This window comes from Streptomyces sp. col6, from assembly GCF_008042035.1.
Classification (GTDB): domain Bacteria; phylum Actinomycetota; class Actinomycetes; order Streptomycetales; family Streptomycetaceae; genus Streptomyces.
Window position 1 is genome coordinate 28,472 of record NZ_RDBL01000008.1, and the last position, 21,903, is coordinate 50,374.

Annotated in this window: 16 protein-coding genes, 1 tRNA gene and 1 pseudogene; 3 read left to right on the top strand and 15 right to left on the bottom strand. The window is 71.8% G+C overall.

All coding sequences use genetic code 11. The features are described from left to right. The first annotated feature begins 2 nt into the window (after positions 1-2). The gene (locus tag EAO73_RS12410) at positions 3-674 is read left to right on the top strand and encodes a 4'-phosphopantetheinyl transferase family protein (RefSeq protein ID WP_191134036.1); all 672 of its coding nucleotides are present in this window, start codon (positions 3-5) and stop codon (positions 672-674) included. Between the two features lie 55 nt (positions 675-729). On the opposite strand, the gene ileS is transcribed toward EAO73_RS12410, so the two are convergent. Then, positions 730-3,903, bottom strand: coding sequence for an isoleucine--tRNA ligase (ileS, locus tag EAO73_RS12415; protein ID WP_147971590.1), 3,174 nt, complete (start codon positions 3,901-3,903; stop codon positions 730-732). A gap of 373 nt (positions 3,904-4,276) precedes the next feature. On the opposite strand from ileS, the gene EAO73_RS12425 reads away from it, so the two are divergent. Next, positions 4,277-4,350: transfer RNA gene (locus EAO73_RS12425), tRNA-Ile, on the top strand. Positions 4,351-4,453: 103 nt separating this feature from the next. Here the strand turns inward: EAO73_RS12425 and EAO73_RS37295 are convergent. The 7 genes and pseudogenes from EAO73_RS37295 to EAO73_RS12460 form a co-directional block, all read right to left on the bottom strand. After that, positions 4,454-4,909: pseudogene (locus tag EAO73_RS37295) on the bottom strand (N-acetyltransferase family protein); the annotation flags it as partial. Between the two features lie 184 nt (positions 4,910-5,093). After that, entirely contained in the window at positions 5,094-6,326 is a 1,233-nt protein-coding gene (locus EAO73_RS12435) for a cytochrome P450 family protein (RefSeq protein WP_147971592.1), read from the bottom strand. Between the two features lie 10 nt (positions 6,327-6,336). After that, positions 6,337-7,548, bottom strand: a complete 1,212-nt coding sequence (locus tag EAO73_RS12440) for a cytochrome P450 (RefSeq protein ID WP_147971593.1) — start codon at positions 7,546-7,548, stop codon at positions 6,337-6,339. Continuing rightward, on the bottom strand, positions 7,545-8,171 hold the full coding sequence (locus EAO73_RS12445; RefSeq protein WP_191134037.1) for a GTP-binding protein: 627 nt from the start codon (positions 8,169-8,171) through the stop codon (positions 7,545-7,547). Before EAO73_RS12445 ends, EAO73_RS12440 begins: the two co-directional genes overlap by 4 nt. Then, entirely contained in the window at positions 8,149-8,475 is a 327-nt protein-coding gene (locus EAO73_RS12450; protein WP_191134040.1) for a DUF742 domain-containing protein, read from the bottom strand. The genes EAO73_RS12445 and EAO73_RS12450 overlap by 23 nt, the downstream gene beginning before the upstream one ends. A 23-nt stretch (positions 8,476-8,498) precedes the next feature. Further along, positions 8,499-8,927 carry a roadblock/LC7 domain-containing protein gene (locus EAO73_RS12455; RefSeq protein WP_147971595.1) on the bottom strand — a complete coding sequence of 143 codons (429 nt, stop codon included), beginning with the start codon at positions 8,925-8,927 and terminating at the stop codon, positions 8,499-8,501. A 2-nt stretch (positions 8,928-8,929) separates the two neighbouring features. Then, positions 8,930-10,408, bottom strand: coding sequence for an ATP-binding protein (locus tag EAO73_RS12460; protein WP_147971596.1), 1,479 nt, complete (start codon positions 10,406-10,408; stop codon positions 8,930-8,932). Between the two features lie 566 nt (positions 10,409-10,974). Between EAO73_RS12460 and EAO73_RS12465 the strand changes: the two genes are divergently transcribed. Continuing rightward, entirely contained in the window at positions 10,975-12,192 is a 1,218-nt protein-coding gene (locus EAO73_RS12465; protein ID WP_147971597.1) for an FAD-dependent monooxygenase, read from the top strand. A gap of 38 nt (positions 12,193-12,230) precedes the next feature. Here the strand turns inward: EAO73_RS12465 and EAO73_RS12470 are convergent, their stop codons facing one another. The 7 genes from EAO73_RS12470 to EAO73_RS12500 all read right to left on the bottom strand — a co-directional run bounded on the left by EAO73_RS12470 (position 12,231) and on the right by EAO73_RS12500 (position 21,842). Continuing rightward, positions 12,231-12,959 (bottom strand): ABC transporter ATP-binding protein, encoded by a 729-nt coding sequence (locus tag EAO73_RS12470; RefSeq protein ID WP_147971598.1) that lies wholly within the window; start codon positions 12,957-12,959, stop codon positions 12,231-12,233. Positions 12,960-12,969: 10 nt separating this feature from the next. Next, a complete protein-coding gene (locus EAO73_RS12475; RefSeq protein WP_147971599.1) occupies positions 12,970-13,776 on the bottom strand; it encodes an ABC transporter ATP-binding protein in 807 nt (268 codons plus the stop codon). Further along, positions 13,773-15,758: an ABC transporter permease subunit gene (locus EAO73_RS12480; RefSeq protein WP_147971600.1), complete on the bottom strand. Its 1,986-nt coding sequence runs from the start codon at positions 15,756-15,758 to the stop codon at positions 13,773-13,775. The genes EAO73_RS12475 and EAO73_RS12480 overlap by 4 nt, the downstream gene beginning before the upstream one ends. 1 nt (position 15,759) lies before the next feature. Further along, entirely contained in the window at positions 15,760-16,968 is a 1,209-nt protein-coding gene (locus EAO73_RS12485; RefSeq protein ID WP_147971669.1) for an ABC transporter substrate-binding protein, read from the bottom strand. 96 nt (positions 16,969-17,064) lie between these two features. Next, complete coding sequence (locus EAO73_RS12490; protein WP_147971601.1) at positions 17,065-17,469, bottom strand: roadblock/LC7 domain-containing protein; 405 nt, start codon at positions 17,467-17,469, stop codon at positions 17,065-17,067. Beyond that, on the bottom strand, positions 17,466-19,829 hold the full coding sequence (locus EAO73_RS12495; protein WP_147971602.1) for a nitrate- and nitrite sensing domain-containing protein: 2,364 nt from the start codon (positions 19,827-19,829) through the stop codon (positions 17,466-17,468). Before EAO73_RS12495 ends, EAO73_RS12490 begins: the two co-directional genes overlap by 4 nt. A gap of 552 nt (positions 19,830-20,381) precedes the next feature. Next, entirely contained in the window at positions 20,382-21,842 is a 1,461-nt protein-coding gene (locus EAO73_RS12500; RefSeq protein ID WP_224756258.1) for a hypothetical protein, read from the bottom strand. Positions 21,843-21,903: the final 61 nt, after the last annotated feature.

Below are 21,903 nucleotides of genomic sequence, written 5' to 3' on the forward strand. Positions count from 1 at the left end.
CCATGACCGGGCCTGCTTCGTCGCTGCTCGCTCCGCTGCTTCCGGCGTACGTCGGGGTGGCGGAGGCCGAGCCGGCACACGAAAGCATCGGTTTGCTCGACGCCGCCGAACTGAGGGTGGTGGAAGACGCGATTCCGAGCCGGCAGCGGGAGTTCGCGGTCGGAAGGCAGCTGGCCCACCGGCTGATGGCCGAACTCGGCCACGCACGGGAGTCGTTGCTGCCGCATCCCGACCGGTCACCGCGGTGGCCCGAAGGAGTGGTCGGCTCGATCACTCATTGTGCGACCCGGGTCGCGGTGGCCGTCGGCCGGTCGGCCGACGTCCGGGGGCTCGGGATCGACGTGGAACCGTGTGTGCCGCTCCCCGCCGACCTCGACCCGCTCATTCTGAACGCCGAGGAAGCACGGCGGCGGGAGGCGGGGAACGATGAGGAACGGAGGCTGCGGAGCCGGTGGGTGTTCTCCGCCAAGGAAGCGACCTACAAGGCCATGTATCCGCTGACCCGTAGAGTGCTGGAGTTCGCCCACCTCGAGGTGTTCTGGAGCCCGGACGGCTTCACCTCCGAGCTGCGGTGTGCCGCGCCGCCCTTCCCGAAGGGCGCCCTCTTCAGCGGGCGCAGTTCGACGGCGGGTGGCTACATCACCCACGCCGTCGTCATCGGGCACGACCACTGAAACAGGTGGGCCGCGCCGCGGGATCCCCTTCCCGCGACGCGGCCCACCGGCGGTGCTACGCCCGTTCCACCCGGACCTTCACGTGGTCGCCCTCGGCCACCGCTTCGACGAGCGTCGGCTCGAAGACGTCCGCATAGGCCACGGCCGAGGCCAGTACCTCGGCGACCAGATGCGGCTCGTGAGCACGCACGGCATCGAGCACGTTCGCCGGCGCCTCCAGCGTCAGGGCGATACGTTCGGAGATGTCGAAGCCGGCGTCACGACGCGCCTTCTGCACCAGCCTGACCACGTCCTTGGCAAGGCCCTCGGCCGTCAACTCGGGAGTCAGAGCCGTGTCCAGTACGACGAGGCCGCTGTTGCCGGGCAACGCGGCGGTCTCGCTGGGGTCGACGGCGACGAGACGCTCCGTGTACTCGCCCGGCAGCAGGTCGATGCCCGCGGCGGTGAGCCCATGCTCACCCTGGACGTATTCACCGGCCTTCACGGCACGGATCACCTTCTGGGTGTCCGGTCCCAGGCGAGGCCCGCACGCGGAGGGGTTGATGACAACCTCGAATCGTCCGTGCGCCGTGACATCGGTGGTGAGCACGACGTCCTTGACGTTGACCTCGTCGCGCAGGATGTCCGTGAACGGCGCGAGCGAGGCGGCGTCGGGCGCGGCCACCACGAGCTCGGCCAGGGGCAGCCGTACGCGCAGCCCCTGGGCCTTGCGCAGCGACAGCGCGGCCGAAGCCACCTGACGTACACGGTCCATGCCGGCGACGAGCTCGTCGTCGTGGGGCAGGTCACCGGCCGACGGCCAGTCCGTGAGGTGCACCGAGCGCTCCCCGGTCAGCCCCTGCCAGATCCGCTCGGTGGTGAACGGCAACAGCGGCGCGGCGACACGCATGGTCACCTCGAGCACGGTGTGAAGGGTGTCCAGGGCGTCCGGGTCACCGTCCCAGAACCGCTTGCGGGAGCGTCGCACGTACCAGTTGGTCAGCACCTCGGCGTGGTCCCGGATCCGCTCGCACGCCGAAGCGATGTCCAGGGCATCCATGGCCGCCGTGACGCTGTCGACCAGGGCTGCGGTCCGGGCGAGCACGTACCGGTCCAGCACGTGCTGACTGTCGGTCCGCCAGGTGCCGCGGTGTCCGGCAGCCCTCGCGTAGAGCGACTGGAAGTACCAGGTGTTCCACAACGGGAGGATCGCCTGGCGGACGCCCTCCCGGATGCCCTGTTCGGTGACGACCAGGTTGCCGCCCCGCAGGATCGGCGAGGAGAACAGGAACCAGCGCATCGCGTCGGAACCGTCCCGGTCGAACACCTCCCGGACGTCCGGGTAGTTGCGCAGCGACTTGGACATCTTCTGGCCGTCGTCGCCCAGCACGATGCCGTGCACGAGCGCCGAGCGGAACGCCGGCCGGTCGAACAGCGCCGTGCCGAGCACATGCAGGGTGTAGAACCAGCCGCGGGTCTGCCCGTTGTACTCGACGATGAAGTCGCCGGGGTAGTGGTGCTCGAACCAGTCGGAGTTCTCGAAGGGGTAGTGCACCTGCGCGAACGGCATCGACCCCGACTCGAACCAGCAGTCGAGTACCTCGGGCACCCGGCGCATGGTGGACTCCCCGGTCGGGTCGTCCGGGTTGGGGCGCGTGAGCTCGTCGACGTACGGGCGGTGCAGGTCGGTCGGGCGCACCCCGAAGTCCCGCTCCATCTCGTCCAGCGAACCGTACACATCGACCCGCGGATAGCGCGGGTCGTCGGAGACCCAGACCGGGATCGGCGAACCCCAGTACCGGTTACGGGAGATGTTCCAGTCGCGCGCGCCCTCGAGCCACTTGGCGAACTGGCCGTCACCGATGTTGGAAGGCACCCAGTTGATGTCCTGGTTGAGTTCCACCATCCGGTCGCGGAACGCCGTGACCTGGACGAACCACGAGTCGACCGCACGCTGGATGAGCGGGTTGCTGCAGCGCCAGCAGTGCGGGTAGGGGTGGTCGTACGTCTCGTGCCGGAGCAGGACACCCCGGGTGTGCGCGGCACGGTCGCGGAGGTCCTTGATGATGGCGCGGTTCGCCTCGAACACCTGCATGCCGGCGTAGGGCGGGACCTCCGTGGTGAACTCACCGCGGCTGTCGACCGGGACGACGACCTCGATGCCCGCCGCGTCGGTGACGGCCTTGTCCTCCTCACCGAAGGCCGGCGCGATGTGGACGAGACCGGTGCCGTCCTCGACGGTCACGTAGTCGGCGGCCAGCACCCGGTGCGCGTTCTCGTGCCCGACGAAGAAGTCGAACGGCGGTGTGTAGGAGAGGCCCAGGAGTTCCGCACCCTTCAGCCGCCGAAGGACGGTGGGCTCGTCACCCAGTTCCCGTGCGTAGTGCTGCACGCGGCCTTCGGCGATGACGTACCGCTCGCCGCCGTGTTCGGCGTCGGTCTCCAGGAGTACGTAGTCGATGTCCGGGTGCACCGCGACAGCGAGGTTCGACGGCAGCGTCCACGGGGTCGTCGTCCAGATGAGCGCCAGAGCGCCGTCCAGATCGGTGGCGTCCCCTTCCGGTACCGAGAACCGCAGGCCGACAGTGACCGCGGGGTCCTGCCGGTCGAGATAGACGTCGTCCATCTTCGTCTCGGTGCTGGACAGGGGCGTCTCGCAGCGCCAGCAATACCACAGGACCCGGAACCCGGAGTAGACGAGGCCCTTCTCCCACAGCTGCTTGAAGGCCCACATGACCGATTCCATGAAGGAGAGGTCCGAGGTCATGTAGCCGTCGTCGAAGTCCACCCAGCGCGCCTGCCGGGTGACGTAGTCCCGCCACTCGGCGGTGTAGCGCAGGACAGAGGCGCGGCAGGCCTCGTTGAAGGCGGCCACACCCATCTTCTCGATCTCGGACTTGTGCCCGATACCGAGCTGCCTCTCGGCCTCGACCTCGGCGGGGAGGCCATGGGTGTCCCAGCCGAACTGACGCTCCACGCGCTGTCCGCGCATGGTCTGGTAGCGCGGAACGGCGTCCTTGACGTACCCCGTCAACAGGTGCCCGTAGTGGGGGAGGCCATTCGCGAACGGAGGACCGTCGTAGACGACGTACTCGTTGCTCCCGTGCGCGCCTGCGGGGCGGGCCTCGACAGAGGCCCGGAAGGTGTTGTCCGCCTGCCAGAAGTCCAGGACTTCCTGCTCCAGCTCGGGGAACGACGGCTGGGAGGGGACGTGGGGGTAGGAGGCTGGATCGGGCCGGCGGTCAGCCATGCGGTACTCCTCGTGCGGCGGAATGGGCTCCTGCTTACGGGGACGACAACCCCGTTTCCAGGACGCCGCGGTACCACCCCGCTTGCCGCCCGCACACGGACGACCGCTCGTCATGGGCTGTGACGGGCCCCTCCCGTCCGGTTCTACTCCGGATGCCGCCGGGGCAGTCCGTTTCTTCCGGAGGCTCCCCGGTGATGGCCGGATCCACGCCTGTGGTCCGAGGTTACCGCAACGGCCTCGCACATGTACAAGCCGATTGCGGCCTGCGGCAGCGCGATGAGGAGGAGTTGGGGAACCGCGCCCCCCCGGCGTACCGCGTCGAGAAGGCCCGCCGGAACCGCTCCCGCGGTCTGATATTCTTCCCACGCACCGAGGGCCTATAGCTCAGTTGGTTAGAGCGCTTCCCTGATAAGGAAGAGGTCAGTGGTTCAAATCCACTTAGGCCCACTTCAGCACGATTGAGGCACGCATCGGCTGCGGCCCGTTCCGGACGGCGAATCATCCGAAGGTTGGGGAGTCGGCCCCGCCACATGTGCAGCTCGCCGGACTCGACGAATCCGTGCCGGGTGTAGAAGCGAATGGCCCCCGTGTTGTAGGCCGTGACCCAGAGGCGCACCGGAGCGTTTTCCGACCAGCGCAGGTATTCGTCCATGAGGCGACTGCCGACACCGCAGCCGGAGAATTCGCGCAGCAGGTACATGGGGCCGATGGTGGCCGTGACTCCGCGATGGCCGCACAGAAAGCCGACGGCTTCGTCGCCCGATCGCGCAATACGGCAGAAGTGCTGTTCCGGAAGGTTGCGGGAGTCCTCGATCCCCTGTCGCCACCCGTCGACCCCTGCCGGAGTGACGACCCATCCCACGTTTTCCTGAATCCAGGCGGCGTCGATTCCCGCCGCGGTATTCGGATAGGTCTGGTGCCATGCCCGGAGGTGTACCCGGCTGAGTGCTTCCGCGTCCTCGGGCGCCGGTGGGCCTGTCGTCAGATTCTGGCTGCGGGTGTTCATACCGGCGCCGCTCCTTTCTGCGACCTTTTCCGGGATTCCTTTCCGCGCCGGATTGCATGTGCCTGCCTATTTTCCCGCCGCAACGGGTTCTTCTCAAATGGATCACCGCCAACGCCTTCGCAACGCGTTCCGCCCCGCCGGACGAGGTCCGGCGGGGCGGAAACAGCTGTGCGGGCGTAGGCCGTCAGCCTGCGGTCGGCCGGAGAACGACCGGCAGGCTCTGGTGGCCGTTGCTGATCAGCGACGGGAGGGGGAGGAGGTCCGTGGCGGGGACGGCGAGACGGGCTTCGGGGAAGCGGTCGAAGAGCTGCTGGAGGGCGGTGGCGATCTCCAGGCGGGCGAGGGGGGCACCGAGGCAGAAGTGGACGCCGTGGCCGAAGGCCAGGTGCTCCTTGGTGGGGCGGGTGACGTCGAAGTCGTCGGCGGTCTCGCCGTGCCAGTCGGGGTGGCGGTTGGCGGGCGCGAAGGAGACGAGTATCGCCTCGCCCTGCGCGATCTTCTGCCCGTCGGGCAGGGGGATGTCCGAGAGGGCGTAGCGCATCGGGATGTGCTTGACCGCGGGCTCGTGGCGCAGGGTCTCCTCGACGACGTCGTTCCAGTCGGCGCGGCCCTCGCGGAGGTGGGCGAGCTGTTCCGGGCGGGTCAGCAGGGCGGTGATGGCCTGGTCGATGACGTTGACCGTGGTGTCGTACCCGGCGGAGATCATGAGGAGGAGCGTGTCGCGCAGCTCCTCGTCGTCGAGCCGGCCGCCGTCGCCCTCCTCGTCGCGGGTGGCGAGCAGGAGCGAGGTCATGTCGTCGCCGGGCGCGGCGCGCTTGGAGGCGATGAGCTGGTCGAGCGCGCCGTAGAGGGAGGCCGTGTTCGTGGTGGCCTCCTCCACGGTCAGGGTCGTGTCGAAGACGCCGTCGACGACGGACCGGAAGCCGTCGAGCTGGTCCTCCGGGACGCCCATGAGGCGGCCGATCACCGCGATGGGGAGCGGGTAGGCGAGCTCCTTGCGGAGGTCGACGGGCTCGCCCGCGGGCCGGTCGGCGAGGCCGTCGAGGAGTTCGGTGACGACCTTCTCGACGGAGACGCGCAGGTCCTGGATGCGGCGGGCGCTGAACGCGGGGGCGATCATCCGGCGCAACCGCCGGTGGTCGGCACCGTACGCGGTGAACATGTTGTTCACCGCGACCCAGAGGGCGAGCGGCCAGGTGGCCACGGTCTCCGCGAAGGCCGGCCAGTGGGCGCGGGCGTCCTTGGAGACCTGCGAGCTGGTCAGGAGCTCCTTGAGGAGGACCGGGTCGCTGACGGACCACGCGGTCACCCCGAGGACGTCGACGCGGGTCGCGGGGCCGCGCTCGCGCAGCGTCCGGTACTCCGCGTGGCGGTCGGTGCCGGCGGGGTCGAGGACGAGGATCGGCTGCTCGGGCATGGGGTCTCCTTCAGTGGGAGGCATGGAAGACGATGGGGAGGGATTCCAGCGCCCGGTGGAACGGGCCGGGCCGCCACCGCAGTTCGGCGGCCGGGACCGCGAGGTCCATCTCGGGCAGGGCGTCGAGCAGATAGGTGACCGCGGTCTCCGCGATCAGGTACGCGTGGGACCGGGCCGGGCAGTTGTGCGGGCCGATGCTCCACGCCAGGTGAGCCCGGTTGCCCGCGATGCCGCCCGGGGCCTGGGCGATCGCCGGGTCGTTGTTGCAGGCGGCCATCGAGATGAGCACCGGCTGATGGGCCGGGAGCACCACACCGTCGATGTCCGCCGGGTAGGGCGGGTAGGTGATGCAGTAGTTCGCCATCGGCGGGTCCGTGTAGAGGACGGTGTCCAGGGCGTCCCGCACGGTGGAGTGCCCGGCGTGCAGTCCGGCGGAGAACTCGTCGTCCGTGAGGATCTTCAGCTGGGTGTTGGCGATGAGATTGGTCAGCGGTTCGATGCCGGCCCCGTACAGCGTGACCAGCTGGTGACCCATCTCCTCGTCGGTCAGCTGCGCCGCGTGGGCGAGGAGCCGGGAGGTGATGTCGTCCGCGGGGTGGCGCCGGCGCAGTTCGACGAGGTCGGCGACCGCCTGGCCGAGGATCTCGTTGCCCCGCTGGGCGTCCGTGGCCTCGAAGATCCGGGACATCCCGTCGGCGATGCGCGCCCCGATCTCGTCGGGGCAGCCGAGCAGGGAGCTGAGGATCCGGAACGCGATCGGCCACGCGTACTGGGTGAGCACGTCCGCGCTGCCCGCCGTGATGAAGTCCCCGATGGCGCTCTCGGCGAGCTTCTCCACCCGGGCCCGCAGCTCGTGCTGGTCGACGGCGTCGATCGCGGTGGTGTTGGCGGCCCGGTAACGGGCGTGCGCGGTGCCGCTGCTGCGCAGGGCGTTGGGCCGCCACTCCATCATCGGCCGCACCGGGCACGACGCCGGGACCTGCTCCTGCCACACACGCGGGTCGTGCGGGAAGTACAGCGGGTCGTTGAGGATGCGCCGCGCCTGGAAGTAGCCGATCACCAGGGTGGCCGGGATGCCCGGGGACAGCTCGACGGGCACCAGGGCCCCGTACGACGCCCGCATCCGCTCGTACGCGGAGTGCGGGTCGGCGGCGAACCCCGGGTCGTACAGGGCGACCCGGCCCGAGGGGGCCGACGGCAGGGTGGTGCTGGGGGACGTCATGGAGTGGGCTCCAGGGAGAGGGCCGAGCGGTGTGAGGCGAGGTATTCCGTGAGCGTGATGAGGGCGTACACGCAGGACCTGCGGTCCCGCGCGTCGCAGGTGGTCAGCGGGGTGGCCGGGTCCAGCGCGAGGGCCTCGCGGATCTCCTCCAGGCCGTAGTCGGGCGCGTCGGGGAAGACGTTGATCGCGACCGCGTACGGGATGCCCTGGTCCTCCAGGAGCCCCAGCGCCTCGTGGCTGGCGTCCAGGTCACGGGTGTCGGCCAGCACCAGGCAGCCGAGCGCCCCGTGGGCCAGGTCCTCCCAGAGGGGCTGGAAGCGGACCTGACCGGGCAGTCCGAACAGATAGAGGGCGAGGGCCCCGCCGGCCAGGTGGATGCGGCCGAAGTCCATGCCCACGGTGGTCGTCGTCTTGTTCGGCACCCCGCGCAGGTCGTCGACCCCGACGCTGTCCTCCGTGATCGGTTCCTCCATCCGCAGCGGCCTGACCTCCGAGACGCTGCCGATGAAGGTCGTCTTGCCGACGCCGAATCCGCCGGCGACCACGATCTTGGCGGACTGGGTCACCGTGGCCGGTACGTACGAGACGCCGTTCGGGGCGTCAGACCAGTTCTCGGAGTCCATCAAGCACCTTCTGCAGGAGGTCGTTTCGGGGCTGGTCCTCGACGGCGGGCGCCGGGCTGGTCAGATGGCCGCTGTCCATGAGGGAGGACACGATGATCCGGACGGTGGAGGGCGGCAGCTGTAACGCGGCGGCGATGTCGGCGACGGCCAGACCGCCCCGGCCCACCGCGAACAGGCTCATCACCCGCCGCGCGTCGGGCCCCAGCGCACCGACCGGCCCCGACGCGGCCACGACCACGCTCTCCAGGCGCACGTCCCGGTCCGGGCGGACCCGCCCGCCCGTGCGGACGTAGGGCCTGACCATGTCCGGGTCGTGCCGTGGTCCGCTCATGCGGCGGAGCCCCCGTCCGGCTGGAGTACCGGCATGCGCTCCCTCGTGCCCAGCTGCTCGCCCAGGCGGACCACCAGCAGGCCCATGTGGTGGCTGATCAGGCCGACATCGGCGTGCGGGCCCGTGGTGACGACCGAGAGCATCGTGTGCTGCCCGGCCGCGGTCGTCAGCCCGATCGTCGACACGGACTCGATCAGCTGCTGGCGTACGCCCTGCCCGCCGGTGAACTCGTCCCAGGCACGGCCCGAGGCGCGCAGTGAGGCGGTCAGGGCGGCCAGCTTCTCGCCGTCCTCCTGGCTGATGGTGCGGGTCCGGGCCTTGAGCAGTCCGTCGCCGCTCATGAGTACGGCGTACCGGACGCCCTCCACCGATCCGAGCTGCTCGTCGAGCAGCCAGCCCAGGGTGTTCGCGTGCGTGTCCGACATGATCAACGTCCTTCGTCCGTACGAGGGGTGTTCTGGTTTTCCCGGCTGCTGCGGCTGCCCGCCATCCACGCGGCGGCCACCGCGGGCCTGCCCGGCTCGACCACCGGTTCGGGACCCGGCCGCGACTCGGCGGCGGGCCGCGTGCCGCGCCGGCGCACGGTGAGCCCGCTGGCCGTGGTGGCCGGGGCCGGCGCCGACACGGGCGCGGCATCCGCTTCCGGGGCCCGCTCCGGCTCCGGGGCCGACGTCGGCGCTGACACGGGAACGGGCTCCGGGGTCGGCCGGGACATGGGCGGGACCTCCGGCAGCGGGGACGGCTGGGATACCGGCGGAGCCGGCGGGACGGCGGCCGGCCGGGGCGCCGGCAGCGCCTGCGCGGGCACCGGCCGCGACGGGCCCGGTGTCGTCAGCAGCGCCTGCGGCAGCACGATGATCGCGCGCGTGCCGCCGTACAGGTTCGGGGCGGTCAGCTCGACGCGGAAGCCGTACTGGTGGGCCAGCACCGAGGCGACTCGCAGCCCCGTCTGCGGGTAGGCGCCCAGCCGCGTGATGTCGTCCCGCTGCTCGCCGGACATCACCTCGCGGGCCCAGGTCAGCCGCTCGTCCTCCATCCGCAGACCGGCGTCGTCGACGACGAGGAACGCCGCGTTCGCCCCGTGCTCCAGGGAGACGTGCACCCGGGCGTTGGGCGGCGAGTAGCGCAGGGCGTTGTCCAGCAGCACCGACAGGGTGTGGACGACCGCCTCCACCGCCCGGCTCTGCACCGCGAAGGACTCCAGGTCCGTGTGCTGGACGCGCTGGTAGCCCTCGACGCGGCCCATCGCGGTGCGGACGACATCGGTCAGTGTGGTCGCCGGCCAGCGCCGCGACAGCTTGTCACCCGCCAGGACGCCGTAGCCGGACGCCGTGAGCAGCATCTGCTGGGCCAGGTGGTCCATCTCGACCAGCGTCGCGTATGCCTCGTCCGAGACATGGCGCCGGACCCCGGCGCTGATCGTGCTGCTCAGCTTCGCCGCGCGCTGCACGGTGCTGGAGGCGAAGGCGCGGACCGCGGCCCGTGCCACGTCCACCGACTCCTGGCGGGCCTGGGCGACCTGACGCTCCGTCTCCGCCCAGACCTGGGTGAGCTGTTCCTCCGCCGCGTTCTGCGCCAGCTGGCCGGTCATGGTGATCGCGGAGCGCACCTGCCCGGCCAGGGCGCTGAGCGCGTTGGCGAGCTGGGTGTGGGCCAGCTGCGGCGGTACCGCCAGGTCCAGCTGGTAGGGGCGTCCTGTCTGCGCCTCGGACGCGGCCGCCTGCACGACGGTCTGGGCGATGTACGCCACGAACTGCTCGGCGGCCCGCAGTTGCTGGACGAGCTGCTCGTGCTGCTGCCGGACCTCGTCGGCCCGCCGCTTCTCGGCGCGGGCGCGGCGCAGGAAGTAGAGCGAGACGCAGGCTCCCGCCGCCAGCGCGAGCAGGATCAATATCGGTTCGGTCATCGGGTCCTCGCGGGGATCGGGGGGACGGTTCCGCCGGGCGCGCGGGCACCGGCGGGCGTGCCGGTTCCCAGACCGTCGCGGCCGGAGCACCCGCTGCCGGGGGCGTGTCGCATCGTTTCTGTACTCCGTAGTACCCGGGTGTCCGGGGGCTGGCGGCGATCAGGACGGCCGCCGGATGAGGGGGGACGAATCGCTGTGGTGCGCCGCTCGTTCAGCGGCGGACGCGGCCGGCGCGACGTCTTCGCAGCGCGTCGCGGCCGGTGCCGAAGCCGGCCGCAGCCAGGTGGGGGACTGAGCAGGTGACCGGCGAGGGGGACATGACAGAACCCTAATCCGAAATGACCAAGGAGCGCACCGTAAACCTGTCCTGACGATGTATCGGTGGCCGAAAAAGCGGAACCACCTGCGGCTCAAACCCGTCCGGGCCCCTCGCTAGGATTCGTTGCGGGCCCCGACCGCAGGGAACGGGCCAACCAGCGCCAATGCAAGGGAACTTTCCCGCCGGCGCTCCGGCGGGAGAGCGGCCGGGTGGACGGCCGGGACCTCAAGTGAGTGGAGATCCAGACATGCGTGGAGGCAGCATCGCCGTGGTCGGCGGGAGCATAGCGGGGTGTGCCACGGCCCTGGCCGCGTCGCGCGGAGGGGCGGACCGGATCACCGTCTTCGAGCGCGCCGACGCCGAACTCCGGGACCGGGGCGTCGGGATCGCCCTGCAGAGCGACCGCTACGAGGAGCTGAGAGAGGCCGGATATGTGGCCCCCGAGATGCCCTGGGCGCCGCTGACCCGGCGGGTGTGGAGCGTACGGGACGGCGACGCGGCGAACGGCCGGGTCTTCGGGCAGCAGCCGTTCCCGTTCCGCGCCTACAACTGGGGCTCCCTGTGGAGCGAGTTGCGCCGCCGGGTGCCAGCGGACGTCGACTACCGCTCCGGCGCCGTCGTCTCCGCCGTGGACCCGGCGGACGACGGGGTGACGCTGCGGCTCGCCGACGGGCGCGAGGAGCGCTTCGACCTCGTCATCGGCGCCGACGGCTACCGCTCCGTGGTCCGCGAGGCGATGTTCCCCGGGATCAGCCCGCAGTACGCCGGCTACATCGGCTGGCGCGGCGCCTCCGAGGATGTCGAGGGCCTTCCCTCGGACGGGCTCGACGCCCACAACATCGTCTTCCCCGGCGGCCACTGCATGATCTACCGCATCCCGGACGGCACCGGCGGCCACCGCCTCAACTGGGTGCTCTACACCACGCCCCCGCAGACCGACGGCCTCCACCCGGACCTGCGCACCCCGACCTCGCTGCCGCCCGGCCGCCTCAACTCCGAGCTGACCGACTGGCTGCGTGCCCTGGTCGCGGAGCACTTCCCGCCGTTCTGGGCGGACAAGGTGCTTGGCACACCCGCCGGAACCACCTTCATCCAGCCCATCTACGACCTCGCCGTCCCTCACTACACCTCGGGCCGGATGGCACTGGTCGGAGACGCCGCCAGCGTGGCCCGCCCGCACGTCGGCGCCGGCAGCGTGAAGGCCCTCCAGGACGCCACCGCGCTGGAGGCCGCCTGGATCGCCGGGGACGGCTGGAAGGACGTGCTGGAGCGCTACGACGCCGGCCGCGGCGCGGTCGGCTCCGCGATGGTCGGCCTCGCCCGCCGGATGGGCAGCACCCAGGTCGAGAACACCCCCGACTGGTCGGCCATGGGCCAGCCCGAGTTCGACGCCTGGTGGCAGGAGCAGAACAGCGGCTCCGACCGCAGCAGCGGCTTCGGCGGCCACAGCCTGAAGGTCAAGTAACCGCGTACGCGGGGAGGGGCGCTCCCTCCCCGCGTACGTCAGACGCCCGTCGGCGCCAGTTCCAGCGCGGCGTGCAGGGCCGTCGGGTCCTCGCGGGCCCCGGCCCCGTCGAGCCGCAGCCCCACCCGTCCCGACGTCAGCACCGTCAGCGTGTCCGCGCACCGGGCCGCCGTCGCCGGACTCGGCGACACCAGGAGTACGGCGATGCCCTCCTCGGCCAGTGTGGTCACCAGCTCGTGCACCTGACGGACCAGGGCCGGCGCCAGGCCCTCCGTCGGCTCGTCGAGCAGCAGCACGCTCGGCGAACCGAGCAGCGCGCGGGCCAGGGCCAGCATCTGCTGCTCGCCGCCGGACAGGTCCGTGCCCCGGTTGCCCCGGCGCTCGCCCAGCCGGGGCAGCAGCTCCAGCACCCGCTCGGGCGTCCACACACTCGGCCGCGAGGCGTCGCCCCGGCGCGGCGGCCGGTACGAGAGCCGCAGGTGCTCGGCGACGCTGAGGTTGGCGAACACCCGGCGGCCCTGCGGTACGAGACCGACGCCGGCGCGGGCGATCCGGTGCGCGGGCTGCCCCGTGACGTCCCGGCCGTCCAGCCGTACCGTGCCCGCGTCCGGGCGCATCAGACCGGCCACGGTGTGCACGAGCGTCGTCTTGCCCGCGCCGTTGTGGCCGACGACGGCGTGCACCGTGCCGGCGGGCACGGACAGATCGAGGCCGTGGAGGACCGTGCCGCCGTGGTAGCCCGCGGTCAGGCCCGTGAGTTCGAGCATCGGGGGTCGGTCATCCTCTCGCTTCGGTGGAGCCGGTGACGAGGTCCGGCGCCGTGTTCTGGTACGCGTCGCGGACCTCGGGGTGGGCGAGCGCCTCCCCGGTCGGCCCGGTCACCAGCACCCGCCCGGCCGCCAGCACCGTCACCGACGTGGCGACCTGGGCGACCACCTCGACGTGGTGCTCGACGAGCACGACCGCCACGCTCGCGGGCAGGGAGCCCAGGATCGCGAGCAGCCGGCCGATGTCGCCGTCGGTCAGCCCGGCCGCCGGCTCGTCCAGGAGCAGCAGCCGCGGATCGCCCGCCAGGGCCGCGGCGAGGTCGAGCATGCGGCGCTGCCCGTGGGAGAGCGTGGAGGCCGGCCGGTGCGCGAGGTCCGCGAGCCCGGCGGTCTCCAGGTGGTGCCCGGCCGACTCGGTGTGCAGCCGGTAGCGGGACCGGCTGCGCCAGGCGCCCCTGCGCTTCGGGTGGTGCGCCCAGCCGGCCAGCACGATGTTGTCCAGCACTGTCAGCTCGGCGATGACGGACGGCTGCTGGAAGCTGCGTGCGATGCCCAGCCGGCTGCGCTTCGCGGTGGACGCGCGGGTGACGTCCGTACCGTTCAGCGCGATCGTGCCGTGGTCGGGCCGGTCGGTGCCGGCGATGAGGTTGAGCAGGGTCGTCTTGCCGGCGCCGTTGGGGCCGATCACGGCGTGCCGGGCACCCGCGGGCAGCCTCAGGGACACCTCGTCGACGGCGGTGAGGCTGCCGTACCTGCGGGTGACGCGGTCGAGGTCGAGCACGGAGTCCGGCCGCGCGGCGTTCGGTGCGGGCGTCATGGGGCGACCTTCCCGGGGGAGACGGCGGGCGAGGGGCGGCCGGCGACGGTGCGCAGACCGGCCAGACCGCGCGGCAGCAGGTACACGGCGGCGATGAACAACGCCCCGAGCAGCAGCGGCCCGTGGCCGGGCCAGGAGCCGGCGACCCAGTCCCGGGTGAAGACGATCAGCCCGGCGCCCAGCAGCGCGCCGACGACCGACGTCGTACCGCCGATGACGACCGCCAGCAGCGCGAACGCGGCGATCTCGAAGCCGACGTCGGCGGGGGAGAGGTACTGCTGCACGGTGACCATCAGCGAGCCGCCGACCCCGGCCAGCGCACCGGCGCAGATGTGGGCCACCAGCAGATAGCGACCCACGGGGTGGCCGGACGCGCGCATCCGCGCCTCGGCGCCCCGGGTGCCGGTCAGCAGCTTCCCGGCCGGGGAGCGCAGCACCAGCAGCGTGAGCGCGACGGCGACGACGGCGACGACGACCGCGTACACGTACAGCTCGCGTTCCTCGGTCATGCCCTCGCCGCCCCACAGCGCCCGGGTGGCCGGGAATCCGACCAGCCCGTCGGCGCCGCCGGTGACGGACTTGACCTGGTTGATCACGGCGCTCGTCAGCTCGCCGACCGCGAGCGTGATCATCAGCACCGTGGTACCCCGCGCCCGGATCACCGCAGGCCCGGTCACCGCCGAGAACACCGCGGCGGCGAGCGCCGACAGGACGATCTGGACCGGGCCCACGGTCCACCCGGCGTCGGCCAGATTCGCGGTGGCGTACGCGCCGGCGGCGAACGGGGCGGTCTGCCCGAGCGTGGGCAGACCGGCGTATCCGGTCAGCACGGTGACACTGACCGCGAGCAGCCCGAGTGCCAGGGCGGACCCGGCCAGCGAGATGCTGTACGGGTCGAGCACCCCCGGCAGCGCGAACAGGACGGCGAGCAGCACGAGCAGTGGGACGGCCTGCCGCCACCCGGCCCCGCGCAGCCACGCGCCGAACCGCCCGGGGTCCGCCGCAGCGGCCTCCCGGCCGGGTGCGGGCGCCGCCGCGCGCGGCCGGTTCTCCCACCGCGCGGCGAGGAGCCGCCGCAGCCGGGAGACCGGGTCGGAGGACGGGCCGCGCTCCTCGTGCGCCTCCGGCTCCGTGAAGCGGGAGCGGAACACCAGCACCGCCGCCATCGCGGCGAACAGCAGATACGGCGCCAGGTCCGGCAGCACCGAGACGCCCAGGGTCTGGACCTCGCCCACGGCGACCGCCGCCGCGAACGTCGCCCACAGCGAGCGCAGCCCGCCGAGGACGACCACCACGAGGGACAGCATCAGCACGTTCTCGGAGGTGCCGGGTCCGGGGCCGATGATCGGCGCCCCGAGCACGCCCGCCGCACCGGCCAGCGCGCCCGCCGCCGCGAGCACACCGGTGTGCACTGCCCGGGGGTTGTGGCCGGTGGCGGCGAGCATCTGGGGATCGTCCGCCGACGCGCGCACCGCCGCACCCACCCGGGTCCGGGTCAGCACCCACGTACCGAAGGCCGCCAGGGCGACGGCCATGGCGATGAAGCAGAGCCGGTAGGCGGGGTAGCGGTGGCCCAGCAGATGGACGGAGGAGTCGAGCGCGCCGGGGACGCGCACCGGCAGTTCGTCCGCCCCGAAGAACTGGATGAGCAGATCACCGCCGGCCAGGGCGATCCCGAACGTCAGCAGGGCCTGAGCGAGATGCCCACGCCGGGCGAGCGGAACCGTGGCCGCGGAGAGCCCGGCCCCGGCGAGGGCCGCCGCGGCCGTCCCCGCCGCGAGCCCGAGGACGAGACCGCCCCAGGTTCCGTCGCTCAGCTCGGCGCCGGTGTAGGCGCCGATCGCGTACAGCATGCCGTGCGAGAGGTTCAGTACGCCGGCCGTGCCGAACGCGAGACTCAGGCCGGCGGCGACCACGAACAGCAGCAGCCCGTAGGCCACGCCGTCCACCGCCGGCACGAGGTGGGCATCGAGAAGCTCCATGTCAGCCGCCGAGCGTCGCCAGGTCCTGGACCATGACGTTGGACAGCTGGTTGCCGTCCGGACGCACCTGGCGCAGGTACCACGTCTGCACCGGCGCGTGCGCCTTCTCGCTGAACTCCCAGTTGCCGCGCGGGCTGTCGATCTGGCCCAGGGCGGCGATGGCCTTGTTGATGGTCTCCGAGGTCACGTCACCCTTCTTCGCGGCGTCCGCGATCGCCTTGTCGAGCACGGCGGCGGCGTCGTAGGACGACATCGCGTACGTGGTCGGCTGGGTGTCGTGCTCGGCGGTCCAGTCGGCGGCGAACTTGCGGTTGGCCGCGTTGTCGAGGTCCGGCGCGTAGTTCAGGACGGAGTAGATGTCCTTGGCGGCCTCGCCCTCGGCCTGGAGCACGCTGCCCTCGGTGACGAAGGCCGTGTACAGCGGCAGGTCGGCGATGTCGGACTGCGCGTACTGCTTGGCGAAATCGATCGCGGCCTTGCCGGCGTAGAAGCAGTACACCGCCTTGGCGTCGGTCTTGGCGATGTCCGCGAAGTACGGCATGAAGTTGGTCGTCTTCGGGAACGGCGTCCACTTGGTCTTGCCGTCCGGGTTGGCCAGCTTGCCGCCGACGCGCTTGAACTCGTCGGTGAACCCGCGCAGTTCGTCGTAACCGCCCTGGTAGTCCGGTCCGATCGCGTAGACCGGGCCGTTCACCTTCTCCTTGACGTACGGGGCGATGGCCTTGCCCGGCTCGTCGGACATGAAGCTCGTCGTCCACACGTACTCCGGGTCCTTGACCTCGGGACGGGCGTTGGAGCCGAGGAAGGGGATCTTGGCCTGGCCGACCAGCGGCAGGACCGCGTTGACCGAGCCACCGCTGACGAGGCCGGTGAGGACGTCGACCTTGTCCTTCTTGACCAGCTTGGTGGCGGCGGGCACGGCGGTGGGCGGACCGTCGCCCTCGTCGGCCACGATGAGCTCGACCTTGCGCCCGCCCAGCTTGTTGTCGTGCGTCTTCAGGTACAACTGGAAGCCGTCCCGCAGGTCGGTGCCGACGGGCTTGTAGGTGCCGGACAGCGAGGCGACCAGGCCGACCTTGACGGTCTTGTCGCCGGACCCGCTGTCGCTGCTGCATCCGGTGACGGCGGCCAGGCCGAGGGCGAGGGCGGCGGCGCCGGCGGGCCGGACGAATCTGCGGTGGCGCGTGCGGCGGGATATGTCGAAGAACATGAGGACTCTCATCGGGGGAGTGTCGGGCAACGGTGTGACCCGACCGCGGAGCGGGCTCCGCGGACGGGTCGGTGCGGCCGTGGGGGGACGGCCGGGTCAGTGCGTGGGGGAGATGTGCGAGCTGCGGACCTGCGGAGACAGCGAGTCGCCGACCTGGTTGATCAGCTCGGACATCATGTAGCTGACCTCGCCGATGTCCGCGTCCCTGGTGGTGGTCACCAGGAGCGAGGCACCGCTGGACACCGCCATGGAGAACATGTAGCCGCCCTCCATGGCGGTGAGGCTGTGCTCCACCGGGTCGGTGTCGGTCAGCTGGGCCGCCGCGGACAGCAGGTTGACGACGCCGGAGGCGATGGCGGCCAGCCGGTCGGCGTCGTCGCGCTCCACGCCGGTGTACGCGAGCGCGAGTCCGTCCACGGACACGGCTATCGCCTGGGTGACTTCCGGGATGCGGCCGGCGAAGTCGCTCAGGATCCAGCTCAGGTCGGTGGGTGAGGTCATTTCTTGGTCCGTTCGGTGTCGTCATTGTTGGCGGGACGCCCGCGGGGGTTCGTGCTCCGGCTGATGCCCTGGGCGTAGGCCGCGAGGACGTCGGAGACCTGCCGGGAGTCCCGGCGGCGGGGGGTCGGCCTCGGCGCACCGGCGCCGGACCGCTGCTCGGTGCCGCCCCGCTTGTCCCGTGCGGGCCACTGCTGGGGCGCGTTGCGCTTCCGGACCGGCAGGCCGGAGGCGCTGACCCCGGCGATGCGCGAGACGGGCTCGTCGTGCACGGGGTGCGGGGAGGGCGCGTCGGCGACCTCGGTACGGGCCGGGGCCTCGTGCTCCTCGCGCGTGCCCGGTGCCGCCGGGGCGTCGGCGCGGGCGCCCGCGCCGACCGGGCGGCCGACCCGTCCGCGTACGGTGTCCTGCTTGCGGCGGGTGACGACCGTACGGGGCGTCTCGAAGCCGTTCTCGCTCGGCGGGGCCGGCTGCTCGGACACCTCGGCGAGCACGCCCTTGGGCAGGGTGACCTCGGCGATGGTGCCGGGGCCCGAGGAGTCGCGCAGCTCGACAACGATGCCGTGGCGCGCGGCGAGCCGGGCCACCACGTGCAGGCCCATGGACCGTACGTCCCCGATGCCCGCCTTGGGTTCGCGGAGCCCGGCGTTGAGCACGGCGCGGCGGTCCGCCGAGATCCCCACGCCCTCGTCGACGATCTGGACGACGGCCCGGTCCCACAGCCGCCAGACGGCGACCCCGACCTGGGCGTCGGGCGGCGAGAAGCGGGTGGCGTTGTCGAGCAGCTCCGCCAGGATGTGCGCCACGTCGTGCACTGCGCGGGCGGCGATGCCGATGCCCGCCTCGATGGCGCCGAGGGAGACCCGGTCGAAGCGTTCGATCTGCTGGGCCGCCGCCACGATGACGGTGGAGCAGCCGATGTCGGCCGAGCGCACCCGGGCGTTGCCGTAACCGCCCAGCACCAGCAGGTTGTTGGTGTTGCGCTCCATGCGGATGGCGAGGTGGTCGAGGGCGAAGAGCGTCTTCATGCGCTCCGGGTCCGCCTCGTCGCGCTGCACGGTGTCCAGCTCGGACACCATGACGCTGGTGAGCTGGGCGCCCCGGCGGGCGACGCGGACCAGGGTCTCGGCGAACTGCTCGTGCACCCGGGCCTGTTCGGCGGCCAGGCGTACGGCCTCGTGGTGGACGGCGTTGAACGCCTCACCGACCTCACCGATCTCGTCGCCGCCCGTGGTTTCGACCGGGTTGCCGGTGCGCTCCGCGACCTGCTCGGGTGTGGAGCCGCTCAGCGCACCTGGCTGCGACAGCTCGCTCATGACGGCGGGCAGCCGGGTGTGGGCGACCTCGTGCGCGGCGTTGCGCAGGTCGCGCAGCCGGCGGATCATGACGCGGCCGAGACGTGCGGCGACCAGGACGACACCCACCAGGGTCAGCAGCACGAGGGCGACCTCGGCGCCGGCGGTCCACAGCAGCCTGGTGCGCTCCCGGTCGACGGTGGCGGCGACGGACTCGTCGATCCGCTCCTCCACCTGGTGCAGCAGCGTCTGCCGGTCGTCGGAGGCCTTCTGCCACGCCTTGGGGGTGATGCCGATGGGCTTGCTGGGGTCCGTGCGCCCGATCCTGTCCTCGAGCTTCCGGGACTCCAGGGCCTTCGGGCCGGAGAGGGTGCGCTCCAGCCAGGTCCGCCACTCGCTGGGGCCGAGGCCGAACATCACCCCGGTCGACTCCGTGTAGCCGAGCCGGCTGGCGTCGAAGGTGCGCTGCGAGGCGACGGTGAAGCCGCCTGCGGCCTGCGCCCTCATGACGGTGACCTGCTCCTGCGCGGTGTGCTCGGCGGCCTCCGAGAGGGCGGCGGCGGCGCGGATGCGGTCGGCGATGTCGGCGTCGACACCGTCGGCCTGCGCGATGCCGTCGCGGTAGCTGTTGAGGTCCGCGATCACGATCCGGTAGCCGAAGGCGAGCGCGGAGATGGTCGTGGAGCCGGAGCGCACCTGGGCGCGCAGGGCGGGGAGTTCCTCGGTGAAGCGGTCGATCCGGTCCAGGGCCTCCTGGGCGCTTCCGGGCACCTCCGAGAGCCGGCCGATCCGGCCGTTGAAGGTGGCGATGCTCTTGTCGGTCGCTTCGGCGCTCTCCTGGAAGGCGGCCGAGTCCCCTTGGTGGGACACCAGCGCGGTGGCTGCCGCCCGCTCGCGCTGCAACTGATGGGTTAAATCGGCTGCGCCGGCGGCGACATCGACCATGTCGGCCAGCCGGTTCGCCTGCAGCGCCTGGTTGGTCGCGGGCGCGAGGGCCAGGGCCGAGAAGGCGACCGCGACGGTGAGGGGAGCGGTGACCAGCAGGACGAGGCGACGATTGATTTTCACTGCGCGGCTCCATCGCCGGAACCGGTGCTGAGTATCGGTGACACGCAGATACCTGTTAACGGGTTGTGGGGTGTCGGTGGGAACGCTCGTACATCGTGTGCACAGTTGCGGATGGGACAGGCGGGGTGGACGGGGCTCAGGTTGCGCGGCTTGATCCTATGCCTAGTGCACAACCCTGGATGCGTACAGCGGTGAAAATTTGCGTTCAGTTAGGCGTGTGGAAGCGATCGAAATCGGTCAAGCCTGGCTGTGTGGCACCTGAATGCCCCCTGTGTGCGCGGCCCATCAAGCACCTTAGGTCAGTGCGCAGTTGAGGAAAGCCCGCATCCGATTAGCGAAGGCGATGATTCGCGTCGGCTCCCCTTCCGGCCCGGTCCCGGGCATCGCCACAGGTGAGCGCCCCGGTGGACCGTGCGCCTTCAAGAGGTCCTCTGTGAAGGGTTGGTGGCGATCTGGAGTGATTCGTCACCCCGTACGCACGGGCCCATCCCGGTGTGAACCGGCCATCCTGAAAAGGGGCATGGGGCCCGCGGCACGCCGCCTTGACCTGGATCAGACGTTATGGGCGGCCACCGCCCACGCGGCCCGCCCGGACAGCGGGGCGAGCGCCTTGGCCGACTCCTTGCCGATCCGGTCCAGCAGCGCGCGGGCATGCTCTATCGTCGCCCGCGCCAGCGCCGCGTCCCCCGACTCCACTGCCGCCAGGACGAGTTCGAGGTGCTGCTCTGTGATGTGCCGGCCGAGGCCGCGCCGGTGCCACTGCGCGACCGTGTCGTCGGGTACGCCGCGACCGCGATCACCGCCGTCACCGCCACCGATCCCGACGGCGGCCCGCGCCCGCTCCAACGCCCGCCCCGCCGCGACGAGATCGCCCCTGGCCCGCTCCACCCGGGCGAGCACGTACGCCTCCACCGCGCGGTCGCGGGACGTGTCCTGGAGCGAGAGCAGGTTGAACTGGGCGCGGGCCGCCTGCGCGTGTTCGCCGAGGCGTTCCAGTGCCCGGCTCAGCGCCCGCAGCCGGTCCGCCTGCGGCCCGGTGTCGTCCAGCATCCGGACCAGCTCCACCCGCGCGTGCGCCGAGCGGCCCTGACGGCGCGCCAGCTCCACCCAGGTGAACGCGTCCGGCCCTTTCGCCTCCCGCTCGCGCGCCCACTCCACCGCCGAGACGGCGTCGGTGACCCGCCCCGAGGTGGCCGCCCTCAGCAGTGCGACATCCTCGTCCCGCCCGTGCGCCGCCACCAGTGCCGCCGCGACCAGACGCTCCTCGTACGACTCGCCGCGCTCCGCGTCCTCCCGCTCCAGCAGACGGCGCAGCAGCGGCAGATCGTCGTCGCGGCGGTCCTCCCACGCGGCCCGCAGCACCCCCGCCCGCAGCACCGGATCGGCGTCCGTCTCCTCCCGGGCCCCGACGTCACCGGAGCGCAGCCGCCCCAGCGCCGCCCGGCCGGGGCCGAGGACGACGTCCCGCAGGCACACGCGGTACTCCTCGCTCAGCCGGTAGGCGCACAGCTCCGCGGAGTTGAGGAGCAGATGGTCCGGCTCGGTGCGCCGGGCGGCCGACTCCGACCGGGCGAACAGTTCGGTGAGCGGTCGCTCCGGCAGGCCCAGCCCTTCGATCAACGCGGCGCGCTGGGCGTCCAGTTCGGGCGCGAACTCCTCCCGGGCCTCCGCGTCCCCGGCGCGCACGGCGGCCCGCAGTCCCTCCTCGTCGAGACCGGCGCTCAGGCCCTCGCACCAGCCGGGCAGCCGCACCAGCATCTCCAGCGCCTCGGTCACGCTGTCGGCGATCAGGACCGCGTCGCCCTCGGAGGAGGCGTACAGCACCGCCGTACCCCCGCACAGGAAGTACGTGCCCCCGGTGGCGTCCCCCGCGATGGGCTCCAGCTCCGCTCCGGACGCCAGGTGCACCGCCTCGACGTGGTAGGCCCGCTCCACGTCGAAGTCGAATGGAAAGGCGGCGAGTTCGGTCAGCTCGGGGCGGCTGCGCAGCAGCTCCAGCACACGGTCGGTCATGGCCGCATCCTAGGCAGGACCGGTGCGGGCGCCCGCCCGCGGCCGTCACGGGGCGGGCGGG

Excerpts from the sequence above, each read along its gene's own strand:
- EAO73_RS12455 (WP_147971595.1), bottom strand. The coding sequence starts at position 8,927 with ATGTCGGACACGCACGCGAACACCCTGGGCTGGCTGCTCGACGAGCAG.
- EAO73_RS12485 (WP_147971669.1), bottom strand. The coding sequence starts at position 16,968 with ATGTTCTTCGACATATCCCGCCGCACGCGCCACCGCAGATTCGTCCGG.
- EAO73_RS12475 (WP_147971599.1), bottom strand. The coding sequence starts at position 13,776 with ATGACGCCCGCACCGAACGCCGCGCGGCCGGACTCCGTGCTCGACCTC.
- EAO73_RS12445 (WP_191134037.1), bottom strand. The coding sequence starts at position 8,171 with ATGGACTCCGAGAACTGGTCTGACGCCCCGAACGGCGTCTCGTACGTA.
- EAO73_RS12480 (WP_147971600.1), bottom strand. The coding sequence starts at position 15,758 with ATGGAGCTTCTCGATGCCCACCTCGTGCCGGCGGTGGACGGCGTGGCC.
- EAO73_RS12470 (WP_147971598.1), bottom strand. The coding sequence starts at position 12,959 with ATGCTCGAACTCACGGGCCTGACCGCGGGCTACCACGGCGGCACGGTC.
- ileS (WP_147971590.1), bottom strand. The coding sequence starts at position 3,903 with ATGGCTGACCGCCGGCCCGATCCAGCCTCCTACCCCCACGTCCCCTCC.
- EAO73_RS12490 (WP_147971601.1), bottom strand. The coding sequence starts at position 17,469 with ATGACCTCACCCACCGACCTGAGCTGGATCCTGAGCGACTTCGCCGGC.
- EAO73_RS12440 (WP_147971593.1), bottom strand. The coding sequence starts at position 7,548 with ATGACGTCCCCCAGCACCACCCTGCCGTCGGCCCCCTCGGGCCGGGTC.
- EAO73_RS12435 (WP_147971592.1), bottom strand. The coding sequence starts at position 6,326 with ATGCCCGAGCAGCCGATCCTCGTCCTCGACCCCGCCGGCACCGACCGC.
- EAO73_RS12465 (WP_147971597.1), top strand. The coding sequence starts at position 10,975 with ATGCGTGGAGGCAGCATCGCCGTGGTCGGCGGGAGCATAGCGGGGTGT.
- EAO73_RS12410 (WP_191134036.1), top strand. The coding sequence starts at position 3 with ATGACCGGGCCTGCTTCGTCGCTGCTCGCTCCGCTGCTTCCGGCGTAC.
- EAO73_RS12500 (WP_224756258.1), bottom strand. The coding sequence starts at position 21,842 with ATGACCGACCGTGTGCTGGAGCTGCTGCGCAGCCGCCCCGAGCTGACC.
- EAO73_RS12450 (WP_191134040.1), bottom strand. The coding sequence starts at position 8,475 with ATGGTCAGGCCCTACGTCCGCACGGGCGGGCGGGTCCGCCCGGACCGG.
- EAO73_RS12460 (WP_147971596.1), bottom strand. The coding sequence starts at position 10,408 with ATGACCGAACCGATATTGATCCTGCTCGCGCTGGCGGCGGGAGCCTGC.